The sequence below is a fragment of the Bradyrhizobium sp. genome (genome assembly GCF_030646015.1).
Lineage (GTDB): Bacteria > Pseudomonadota > Alphaproteobacteria > Rhizobiales > Xanthobacteraceae > Bradyrhizobium.
In genome coordinates this window covers 1-11198 of sequence record NZ_JAUSLT010000147.1, presented here as the reverse complement: position 1 = coordinate 11198, position 11198 = coordinate 1, and the positions used below count along the sequence as shown (strand labels likewise).

Here is an 11198-nt window from a genome sequence, read left to right as displayed (position 1 = left end):
CCGCCGTTGAACAGGCCCTTCTTGCGGTTGTTGCGCAGGCACACCAGCTTGTCGCCGGCCACCGGCAAGGGATCCTCGATGTTCTGCTTCTGCCGCACCCGCATGTTGTAGGCGCGCCGCGTGTTGTTGCGCCCGACCAGCACCTGGTCGGCCTGCATCACCCGGTTTGGATCGAGTTCATCGCGCGACACCACCTGGCTTTCGCCGTAGCGGCCGATATCGAGGTCGCGGCCCTCGCGCACGTCCATCGACATCCGGATGATCGGATCGTCCTGGGCCTGGCGATGCACCTCGGTCAGCATCACGTCGGGCTCGCTATCGGTGAAGAAGCCGCCGCCCTGGATCGGCGGCAGCTGCGCGGGGTCGCCGAGCACTAATAGCGGGCATTCGAACGACATCAGGTCGCGGCCCAATTCGGCGTCCACCATCGAGCATTCGTCGATCACGATCAGTTTGGCCTTCGAGGCGGGCGCGTCGTCCCATAATTCAAAACTCGGCTGCTCGACGCCGGATTCCTTGGCGCGGTAGATCAGCGAGTGGATGGTCGAGGCGTTGTCGCAACCCTTGTTGCGCATCACCAAAGCGGCCTTGCCGGTGAAGGCCGCGAATTTCACGCCGCCATCGACGCCCTCGGCGATATGACGCGCCAGCGTGGTCTTGCCGGTGCCGGCATAGCCGAACAGCCGGAACACCGGCGGCGTGCCGTTCCTGCCGGGTTTGGCCTTGAGCCAGTCGGCAACGGCCTTCAGCGCGGCGTCCTGATGGGGCGTAAAGGTGGTCATGGGGGCTCGAATGGGGGATGGTCGAGACGGCAATGGGCCGCGACTCACCCCTTCCAAGCTAACCATTCGAGCCGTCAGCGCAAGCCGCCGGCCCGGGCGGCACTATTGCCAGCCCGGAACGCCCTTCATGTCGGGCAGCTGGTGGGCGATGCCCTTGTGGCAGTCGATGCAGGTCTTCTCGCCGGTGAACAGGAAGCGCTGATGCGCCACCGAGGCGCGCGGCGACTGTTTTGTAATGTCCATCGATTCCGAACTATGGCAGTTGCGGCATTCCAGGGAATCATTGGCCTTGAGGCGCGACCATTCGTGCAGCGCCAGTTCGAGCCGGTGATCCCGAAATTTCTCGCGGGTGTCGATGGTGCCGAACAGATGGCCCCAGACTTCTTTGGAGGCCTGCATCTTGCGCGCGATCTTGTCGGTCCAGTTGTGCGGGACGTGGCAGTCCGGACAGCTGGCGCGGACGCCGGAGCGGTTGGAGAAGTGCGCGGTGGTCTTCAGCTCGGCGAACACGTTGTCCTTCATTTCGTGGCAGCCGGTGCAGAATTTTTCCGTGTTGGTGATTTCCAGCGCGGTATTGAAGCCGCCCCAGAAAATCACGCCGGCGACGAAGCCGGCGAACACCAACGCGCCGAGCCCGAACACGGAACTCGGCCGGCGCAGCACGTCCCACAATTCGACGATGAAATTCCATATCCGTGCCAGCCAGGATGGCCGGGGCGCCGACGGGTCGACCGCGCTCATCGGCGACCTCCCGGCGTCGCGCGGTTGATCAGGGTGTCGACGTCGACGAAGTCATTGGCGATCGGCGCCCTCACCACGTTCTGCGGCACGTGGCAGGAGGTGCAGAAGAACCGGCGCGGCGACACCGAGGAGAGGAACTGGCCGTCGCGATCCATGAAGTGGGTGATCGAGACCATCGGGGCGTTCGACTCGCCGGTGCGGGCGCGGGCGTGACAGGACAGGCACTTGTTGCCGTTCATGTCGATCTGATAGCCCTCGACCGAATGCGGAATGACCGGCGGCTGCTCCGGATAGTTTCGCACCTCCTTCTCCGAGGTGTTGCGCATCGGCGTCATCGGCGGGGCCGGCCCCTCCTCGTTGAGCGGGGTCAGGCCGCGCAGGCCTGAATTGAGCGACTGCGCCAGCAGCGAACTCGAGCCGGCCACCAGCGCGATCGCCAGCAGGAGAACAAAGGGTTTTCCGATCATGTCGTGCTCACCTTTTCGATGCGCACCGCGCATTTCTTGAAATCGGTCTGCAGCGAGATCGGATCGGTGGCGTCCAGCGTCACCTTGTTGATCAGCTGCGCCTCGTCGAACCACGGCACGTACACCAGGCCGCGCGGCGTCTTGTTGCGGCCGCGGGTCTCGACCCGGGTGCGAATGAAGCCGCGGCGCGACTGCACCTTGATCTCGTCGCCGCGCCGCAACTTGAGCTCGGCTGCGTCGTCGGGATGCATGAAGCACACGGCCTCGGGGAACGCCTTGTAGAGCTCGGGGACGCGCCGCGTCATGGTGCCGGAATGCCAGTGCTCCAACACGCGGCCGGTCGAGAGCCAGAATGGATACTCGCTGTCGGGGGATTCGGCGGCCGGTTCGAACGGCAGGGCGAAAATCCGCGCCTTGCCGTCCGGGAATCCGTAGAACTGCACGCCGGCCCCGGCCTTCACATAGGGGTCCATGCCCTCGCGAAACCGCCATTTGGTTTCTTGGCCATTGACGACGGGCCAGCGCAGCCCGCGCTCGCGATGATAGGTCTCGAACGGCGCCAGATCATGGGCATGACCGCGGCCGAAAGCGGCATATTCCTCGAACAGGCCCTTGTGCACGTAGAAGCCGAACGCCTTCGACTCGTCGTTGGCGTAGCCGGCTTCGATGTCGGACAGCGGGAACTTGTCGACCTGGCCGTTCTTGAACAACACGTCGAACAGCGTCTTGCCGCGGTATTCCGGCTTCTTGGCGATCAGCTCCTCCGGCCAGACTTCCTCGATCTTGAAGCGCTTGGAGAATTCCATCACCTGCCACAGGTCCGACCGCGACTCGCCGGGGGCGGTGACCATCTGGTGCCAGAACTGGGTGCGCCGCTCGGCATTGCCGTAGGCGCCTTCCTTTTCCACCCACATCGCGGTGGGCAGGATCAGGTCGGCGGCGAGCGCCGTCACCGACGGATAGGCGTCGGACACGACAATGAAGTTTTCCGGATTGCGGAACCCCGGATAGGTTTCCTCATTGGCGTTGGGCCCGGCCTGCAGATTGTTGTTGACCTGCACCCAGTAGGCGTTGAGCAGGCCGTCCTTCAGCATCCGGCTCTGCAGCACGGCGTGATAGCCCGGCTTGTCGGCAATGGTGCCCTCGGGCAATTTCCAGATCTTCTCGGAGATGTCGCGATGCGCCTTGTTGGTGACCACCATGTCGGCGGGCAGGCGGTGCGAGAAGGTGCCGACCTCGCGCGCGGTGCCGCAGGCCGAGGGCTGGCCGGTCAGCGAGAACGGGCTGTTGCCGGGCTCGGAGATTTTCCCCGTCAGCAAATGGATGTTGTAGACGAGGTTGTTGCACCAGACGCCGCGGGTGTGCTGGTTGAAACCCATGGTCCAGAAACTCGTGACCTTGATCTTGGGGTCGGCATAGAGCTCGGCCAGTGCCTCGAGCCGGTTGACCGGCACGCCCGACATCTCCGCCGCCTTCTCCAGCGTGTAGTCGGCGACGAATTTGGCGTAGTCCTCGAAACTCATATCGGTCGAATCGTTGGCTTTCGCCGCACCCGTCGCCTTCTTCTGCAGCGGATGTTCGGGGCGAAGGCCGTAACCGATGTCGGTCTGGCCGCGCTTGAACATGGTGTGCGCGGCGACGAACTCCTTGTTGACCCGTCCGGTCTTGATGATGTGGTTGGCGATGGCGTTGAGGATATAGAGGTCGGTCTGCGGCTTGAAGATCATGCCGATGTCGGCGAGGTCGAACGAGCGGTGCTCGAAGGTCGACAGCACGGCGACGCGGACATGCGCGGCCGAGAGCCTGCGATCGGTTACCCGGGTCCACAGGATCGGGTGCATCTCGGCCATGTTGGAGCCCCACAGCACGAACGCATCCGCCGACTCGATGTCGTCGTAGCAGCCCATCGGCTCGTCGATGCCGAAGGTGCGCATCATGCCGGCCACCGCGGAGGCCATGCAGTGCCGCGCATTGGGATCGATGTTGTTGGTGCGGAAGCCGGCCTTGAACAGCTTGACGGCGGCATAGCCTTCCCAGATCGTCCATTGGCCGGAACCGAACATGCCGACCCCGCTGGGGCCGCGCTTCTTCAGCGCCGCCTTGTATTTCTCCGCCATGATGTCGAAGGCTTCATCCCACGACACCGGCGTGAACTCGCCGTTCTTGTCGTATTTGCCGCCCGTCTTGCGCAGCATCGGCCTGGTGAGACGGTCGTGGCCGTACATGATCTTGGAAAGGAAATAGCCCTTCACGCAGTTGAGCCCGCGGTTGACCTCGGATTTGATGTCGCCGTGGGTCGCGACCACGCGGTTGTCCTTGGTCGCCACCATGACGCTGCAGCCGGTGCCGCAGAACCGGCACGCCGCCTTGTCCCATTTCAGCTCGCTGGTGGCGCGGTCGGTGACGACGTTCGCCGCCAGCGCCGACGTGGTCATGCCGCCCGCCAGCGCCGCCATCGCGGCGGCCTCCAGCTTCAGAACCTGGCGGCGGTCGAGTTTAGGTGCGGTCATGACAATTCTCCCGGCGTAGATTCCTGGCTGGGCATGATCTTTTCCGAAAACCGGTTGCCACTTTGCGGTAGCGCGGCCGTTCGGGTCGGGATCATGCCCTGGTCAGCTGGCTTCGATGGCGTGAAAGACGAGCGAGGCGGTGTAGACGTCGGGCAACAGCGCGATGGTGTTGAGCGTCGATCCGAGCGCGCCGGCATCGGCCGCATCGACCACGACGACCAGCTTGCCCTTGGGATCGCGGCCGTAGATCTCGCATCCGGCCAGCGCCACGATGGCGGTTTCCACGCTGGCCAGGCGTTCCGGCCGCGCCTGCACCAGGATGCTGGCGATCTCGCCGCCGGGCGGCGCGACCACCTGGTCGGCATTCAGCAGACGGCCCGTGATGAGGGCCCGTCGGTCGATGGCGTTGTGAGGTCTGGCCACGGGATTTTCCTTGAAAGGGCTTGGACTAGCGCGGGGGAGGGCCGGGGGGACCGGCCAGCATCTGGTACACCCAGACGCCAAGCCCGTAGCTGCCGACGGTGGCGACCGCGAAGGCCGGCAACAGCACCGCCGTCAGAAACAGAAACGCAAAGATTTCCATGCGCCTACGGCGCGGCCGTCCACCCGTGTCGTTGCCAGCGGCCGACATGTTTGCGTCTCACTTGAAAATGTAATGATCGGCGGCATCAGGGCCGCTACCTATGGATCAGTCTCGGGCTTCGAATCGAATCACGCCTTGATCTGGATCAATTCTAACACAGTTCGGCCGCGACCAAACGACCTTCGGTCGTTCCGCGCCGCGGAATTGGCTTGGCGATGGACTCGGTTCTTGCGGCTATTACAATACCGTTAACAACAAGCCGGCCGCGGAGGAGCCCATCATGAAGTTCGGCATCTTTTACGAGCTGCAATTGCCGCGACCGTGGCAGGCCGGCGACGAACTCAGCCTTTACCAGAATGCGCTGACGCAGCTGGAGACCGCCGACCGGCTCGGCTACGACCATGCCTGGGTGGTCGAGCATCATTTCCTGGAAGAATATTCGCATTCGCCGTCGCCGGAATCGTTTCTCGCCGCGGCCTCGCAGCGCACCAAGAACATCCGGCTCGGCCACGGCATCTTCCAGCTCACCACCAACCATCCGGCCCGCGTCGCCGAGCGCGTCGCGGTGCTCGATCTGCTCAGCAACGGCCGCTGCGAATTCGGCATGGGCGAAAGCGCCTCGATCACCGAGCTGACGCCGTTCGGCCGCGACATGGAAACCAAGAAGGAAGTGTTCGAGGAGGCCGTGGCCGCCATCTTCCCGATGTTTGGGGACGGCGGCAGCGAGCATCACGGCAAGTATTTCGACATTCCGCTGCGCAACGTGGTGCCGAAGCCGGTGCAGAAGCCGCATCCGCCGCTCTGGATGGCGTGTTCGCAATTGCCGACCATCGAGCGTGCCGGCCAGCACGGCTTTGGCGCGCTCGGCTTTCAATTCGTCAGCGCCGATGCTGCGCATGCCTGGGTACACGCCTATTACAATGCCATTACAAAACGGCTGAAGAAGCTGGCGGATTACGAGATCAATCCGAACATGGCGCTGGTGTCGTTCTTCATGTGCGCGAAGACCGACGAGGAGGCCCGCGCCCGCGCCGATGGCGCCACCTTCTTCCAGTTCGCGCTGCGCTTTTACGGCGCCTCGCAGAACCGCCAGCGGCCCGATCCCGGCACCGTCAACATGTGGGACGAATACAACAAGTGGAAGCGTGACAATCCGGAAGCGCAGGAGGCGGCGCTGCGTGGCGGCCTGATCGGCTCGCCGGAAACCATCCGCAAGAAGCTGCGGCGTTTCAGGAGCTCGCACATCGACCAGGTGATCCTGCTCAACCAGGCCGGCAAGAACAGCCACGAGGACATCTGCGATTCGCTCGAACTGTTCGCGAAAGAAGTGATGCCGGAATTCCGCGAGGACCCCGAGCACGACGCCTGGAAGGCCGGTGTGATGAGCGGCGCGATCAAGCTCGAGGAGATCGATACCGAAGCGTTTCGGGATCGCTACGGCAAGTTGGCGGTCAGTGTCGCTCCGGCGAAGGCGGCGGCGGGCTAGAGCGCAGACCCATTACTTGCCCATATTCGGATTGATGTTCCATTCATAATCGCTGAGTTCGTAGCTCCGGTTTCGGAGCTTGAATCACGTCTCGGGCAACGCCATCAACCCGCCATGACCTGCGGCGTTGTTGTTCATGCCCTGAATTTACTCCGCTTTCGGCGGCATAGCGGACATGACCGGACTTGCCGCTGGATCGCATCTGTCGCGAATGACCCAACTCGGACATTGAGTTCAATCACTGTTGAGAACGTATTTGCGGCGTGGATTGGTCGGCAATCAGCAAATACTCTTTTCGGAGACGCTTCTCAATCGATTGAACACGTCCAGCCCAAAGCGGCCGTTTCGTCATGACGTTTCGCGTGGTGACCGCTCTCCACTCGCCCTTGTTCTCTGGAACAACGGCTACAGAAATCCCATGAAGGGGATAGTCGTCGAACTCCCTCAGCTTCTGGTGGAACTGCCATATCAAATCAGTACTGGAAATCCTCTTCCTCGCCATAAGTATCTCCCAAAAACGGAACGCTAACATGGAAGGATCGGATTTTGTAGAGAGGCGGCGCGAGCCTGGCGGTTGACCGCAGCGCCGAGGATGCCCGTGCTACCTAATCGACGATGTCCGCTGTCCCGGGTGAAGCGGACAACCGACATCAGGGTCGGCTGCTCGGCTTTTGACCCGGAGCCGACAAGTCGAGCGCGCCGGCAATAACGGAGAATCGCTTGGTCCAGTCCAGCCCGTTGCAAGTGAAGACGCGCTTCTTGTCGCTGTTGACGTGAACCTGCACGCGGTAGCCGTCGTACTTAATTTCGTGCAGCCACTGCTCGCCCTTGGGGGCCTTGGTCTTCGAGGTGGCGAGCTGGGGTTTAATGAACCCCGGCATTGTTTGGGTGTTTGACCATTACTCAACTCACAAAACGCCAGATTATCAGAAAAAAACCCGCCGCACTCGGGGTATGCGACGGGCCTAGATGAAGGTCTCGGGGACACTTCAAAAACTTAATGCGCCAGACCTACCTACGTTCCCCAGTCCGGTACCGGACAATCCGTTAATAAAATCAGCGCCTAGTGAAACCGAAGGGTCGAGTTCCGCGTTGGAATCGCCATACAAATAAGGGAGGTTCACGTGGATAAAGCTCGCTGCCCGAAATGCAACAAGCGGTTAATGGCCATGACCGACCGGACAGGCAAGCCCAAGCTGTGTTGCTTGAAGTGCGATAAAGTCGATCCTATGAAAATCGACGCTGCAAAATGGGCGGATAGCGGTCTAGCAGCTCCATCGGCCTAACCGATACTGTGGGGTCTATTGAGGAAGAAGTTCCGATTGCCTGTAGCTGCTTCAGCGTACTGGCTATCGAGACGATGATTGCGAGGACGAGTTCGAGGGACAGTCTGGCGGTCCACGAAAGCTTCATTTTCAAACTACGATGCTTTAATTTTGGCACGAATAGGCGGGCAAGTACTTAAGTACGGGGGGCGGATAAATTGGGATCAACTACCAATATAGACGACGAAGATTTTATTGAGGTTATCAATAACCTTCCGACACTGTGCTGGATGGCCGACGCGAATGGCAGTATTTTCTGGTATAACAGACGCTGGCAAGAGTACACCGGCATTTTCGCAGAAATACTGCTGGGATGGGGCTGGACCAAGGTTCATGATCCCGACCGACTGCCCGAGGTATTGAAAGGCTGGAAGCATTCGATCGAGACGGGAGAACCGTTCGAAATGACGTTCCCTCTAAGGGGGCATGATGGGATTTTCCGTCCTTTTCTGACGCGAGTTATTCCGTTGAAAGATCAGAAGGGCTCGATCAATCGATGGTTGGGTACTAACGTCGATGTATCGGCGCAGGTTGCGGCGGAAGATTCATTGCGCAAGAACCAGGCGCTTTATAGTTCTGCCCTTGCTGCAGGTAGGCTGGGTACTTGGCAAACTGATTTGGTAGCCAAGACCAGGCTATGGACGCCGGAAGGCATGGCTCTGTTTGGGCTCAACATTCCTGACGGCCGCGGACGGGTGGGAGGCAGTCACGACGAGTATACGGCGGCGTTGCACCCGAGCGACCGTCATTTGAGGCAAAAATTCCATGAACTCGTTGAAACGCAAGATTCGATTACGTCGGAATATCGCGTGGTGTGGCCCGATGGTACGATTCACTGGCTCAGGGGCCACGGCCACGTAGTCGCTCGTTTGCCGGATGGCAGGCCGCACCAAATGGTAAGTATTGTCGCCGACGTCACCGAACGCAAGGCAGCAGAAGATGAACTAGCCAGGGCACAAGGAGCTTTAAAGGAAAGCGAAGAACGTTTCCGACTGGTCGCAGAAAATGCTCCCGTGATGATTTGGATGGGCGATGCCGATGGAAAGTGCGTTTACCTTAATCGCGCACAGCGGGAATTCTGGGACGTGAATTTGGAAGACCTCTCCCAGTTCGATTGGAGCACAACACTTGTTCCGGAGGATACCGAAAGACTATTCGGACCGTTTTCTCAAGCCATGCAGGCCCATACGCCGTTCACAGTGGAAGCTCGGTATCGACAGCACGGCGGACAAATAAGGCTATTGCGAACGAGCGGCCGGCCTCGCTTCGGATCGAGCGGCGAGTTTCTTGGAATGATCGGTGTCAATCTCGACATTACCGACAGTCGGCAAGCCGAAGAGGCGCTACGCGAGGAAACGACGGCGCTAGAAATTCTGAATAGTACCGGCAGTGCTGTTGCCGCAGAGTTAGATCTTGAGAAATTGGTACAGCATGTGACTGACGCGGGCGTTCGTTTGACAGGCGCTCAGTTCGGAGCGTTTTTCTACAATGTGCTCGATGAGCGTGGCGAAAGCTTGATGCTCTATACGCTCTCCGGCGCCTCTAGAGAAGCGTTCGCAGACTATCCGATGCCTCGCGCAACAAAAATATTTGCACCCACTTTCCGTGGTGAAGGGATTGTTCGTTCTCCAGATATATTACTGGATGACCGATACGGTCACAATTTGCCGCACCACGGGATGCCCAAGGGCCACTTGTCGGTGCGAAGCTATCTGGCGGTGCCCGTGCGCTCCCGTACAGGTGAAGTGCTCGGTGGGCTATTTTTTGGGCATCCGGAACCTAATGTGTTTTCTGAGAGGTCCGAACGCTTGTTGAGCGGACTCGCAGCTCAAGCCGCGATCGGAATAGACAACGCTCGCTTGTTTCAATCTGCGCAGCGCGAAATCGAGCAGCGGCGAAGTGCGGAAGACGCGCTACAAAAGCTCAACTCGACGCTAGAGCAGCAGGTTGTCGAGCGTACCGAACAATTGCACAAGCAAGAGGAGGCCTTGCGGCAAGCTCAAAAAATGGAAGCCGTCGGTCAACTCACGGGGGGGGTTGCTCACGACTTCAATAATCTCTTGCAGATCATAGTCGGCAATCTAGAAATCCTACAACGGAATTTGCCCGCCGATGCTGGCCGGTTACGCCGAGCCGCTGAAAATGCGATGAAGGGCGCTAAGCGAGCGGCTACCTTAACGGAAAGCTTGCTCGCGTTTTCGAGGCGTCAGCCGCTCAACCCCAAGCCGCTCAAGGTCAATGACTTGGTTAGCGGCATGAGCGAATTATTTTATAGATCGCTTGGAGAGCCGATTGCCGTTGAGACAATACTTGCAGCCGGCTTATGGCAGACGGAGGCCGACCCTAATCAACTCGAAACCGCCCTGTTAAACCTTGCGGTGAACGCCCGGGATGCGATGCCTTCGGGCGGTAAGCTCACAATCGAAACCGCAAACGCGCATATTGATGAAGGTTATGCAGCTACCCAGGCGGAAGTAATCCCCGGGCAATACGTAGTGATTTGTGTGTCAGACACTGGTGTTGGGATGGACAGGAATACCATCGCTCAGGTATTCGAGCCGTTCTTCACTACAAAAGAGCCGGGCAAGGGTACGGGCTTGGGCCTTAGTCAGGTGTATGGATTTGTGAAGCAGTCTGGTGGCCATGTGAATCTCTATTCCGAACTGGAGCAGGGCACGACTGTGAAGATTTATCTGCCGCGTCTTTTGATCGAAGATCACGCGGTGGACGATGCCTCGGTACAAACGATTGCTCCTGAAGGCACCACAGAAGAAACTATTCTGGTTGTCGAAGATGATGACGACGTGCGCACATACTCAGTCGATATTCTGCGCGAATTGGGATATCGGGTCGTTGAGGCTCACGATGGTCCGTCGGCACTTCGTCTGCTGGAGCGCCAAACAAGGGTTGATCTGCTTTTCACTGACGTAGTCTTACCGAGCGGCTTGACGGGTGCCGAAGTAGCTGACGAAATTCGCAAGCTGCGACCAGAGATCAGGGTGCTTTTTACGACCGGTTACGCTCGCAACGCTATCGTCCACCACGGTCGTCTGGACGCGGGCGTCAACCTTATTCCAAAGCCATTCACTTACGCGGAACTTGCAGCCAAGGTGCGAGACGTTTTGGATTCTTTCAAGTAGCGGGTCATTGGGCTGCTGCAGGTTTGATGAACACCTGGTTCGGCCAATCCAAGCTTGCGTTAGCCTCAACAGGGCTGAGATATCCGATCGGCGAATGACGCCGGGTCGCATTGTGGACCGGCTCGATGTAGTCGGCTGCTCTGGCCTCGTTCCTGGCGATTGGA

General features: G+C 59.7%; 9 protein-coding genes. 2 read left to right on the top strand and 7 right to left on the bottom strand.

The window, feature by feature from the left end:
• The 6 genes from Q7T45_RS22495 to napE form a co-directional block, all read right to left on the bottom strand.
• Positions 1 to 782: ATP-dependent RecD-like DNA helicase (locus Q7T45_RS22495; protein ID WP_304873686.1), on the bottom strand; the 782-nt coding region annotated here is incomplete at its 3' end.
• A 102-nt stretch (positions 783 to 884) separates the two neighbouring features.
• Entirely contained in the window at positions 885 to 1523 is a 639-nt protein-coding gene (locus tag Q7T45_RS22490) for a NapC/NirT family cytochrome c (protein WP_304873685.1), read from the bottom strand.
• Positions 1520 to 2023, bottom strand: a complete 504-nt coding sequence (locus tag Q7T45_RS22485; RefSeq protein ID WP_370691341.1) for a nitrate reductase cytochrome c-type subunit — start codon at positions 2021 to 2023, stop codon at positions 1520 to 1522. The genes Q7T45_RS22490 and Q7T45_RS22485 overlap by 4 nt, the downstream gene beginning before the upstream one ends.
• Positions 1987 to 4500, bottom strand: a complete 2514-nt coding sequence (gene napA / locus Q7T45_RS22480) for a nitrate reductase catalytic subunit NapA (protein WP_304873682.1) — start codon at positions 4498 to 4500, stop codon at positions 1987 to 1989. The genes Q7T45_RS22485 and napA overlap by 37 nt, the downstream gene beginning before the upstream one ends.
• A 102-nt stretch (positions 4501 to 4602) precedes the next feature.
• Positions 4603 to 4923: a chaperone NapD gene (locus Q7T45_RS22475; protein ID WP_304873681.1), complete on the bottom strand. Its 321-nt coding sequence runs from the start codon at positions 4921 to 4923 to the stop codon at positions 4603 to 4605.
• A gap of 25 nt (positions 4924 to 4948) precedes the next feature.
• Positions 4949 to 5131 (bottom strand): periplasmic nitrate reductase, NapE protein, encoded by a 183-nt coding sequence (gene napE / locus Q7T45_RS22470; protein WP_304873679.1) that lies wholly within the window; start codon positions 5129 to 5131, stop codon positions 4949 to 4951.
• 232 nt (positions 5132 to 5363) lie between these two features.
• Here napE and Q7T45_RS22465 point away from each other — a divergent pair, with 232 nt between their 5' ends.
• The gene (locus Q7T45_RS22465; protein ID WP_304873677.1) at positions 5364 to 6569 is read left to right on the top strand and encodes an LLM class flavin-dependent oxidoreductase; all 1206 of its coding nucleotides are present in this window, start codon (positions 5364 to 5366) and stop codon (positions 6567 to 6569) included.
• A gap of 650 nt (positions 6570 to 7219) precedes the next feature.
• Here the strand turns inward: Q7T45_RS22465 and Q7T45_RS22460 are convergent.
• Complete coding sequence (locus tag Q7T45_RS22460) at positions 7220 to 7450, bottom strand: hypothetical protein (protein WP_370691340.1); 231 nt, start codon at positions 7448 to 7450, stop codon at positions 7220 to 7222.
• Positions 7451 to 8052: 602 nt separating this feature from the next.
• On the opposite strand from Q7T45_RS22460, the gene Q7T45_RS22455 reads away from it, so the two are divergent.
• Positions 8053 to 11034 carry a PAS domain-containing protein gene (locus tag Q7T45_RS22455; protein WP_304873675.1) on the top strand — a complete coding sequence of 994 codons (2982 nt, stop codon included), beginning with the start codon at positions 8053 to 8055 and terminating at the stop codon, positions 11032 to 11034.
• Positions 11035 to 11198 lie beyond the last annotated feature (164 nt).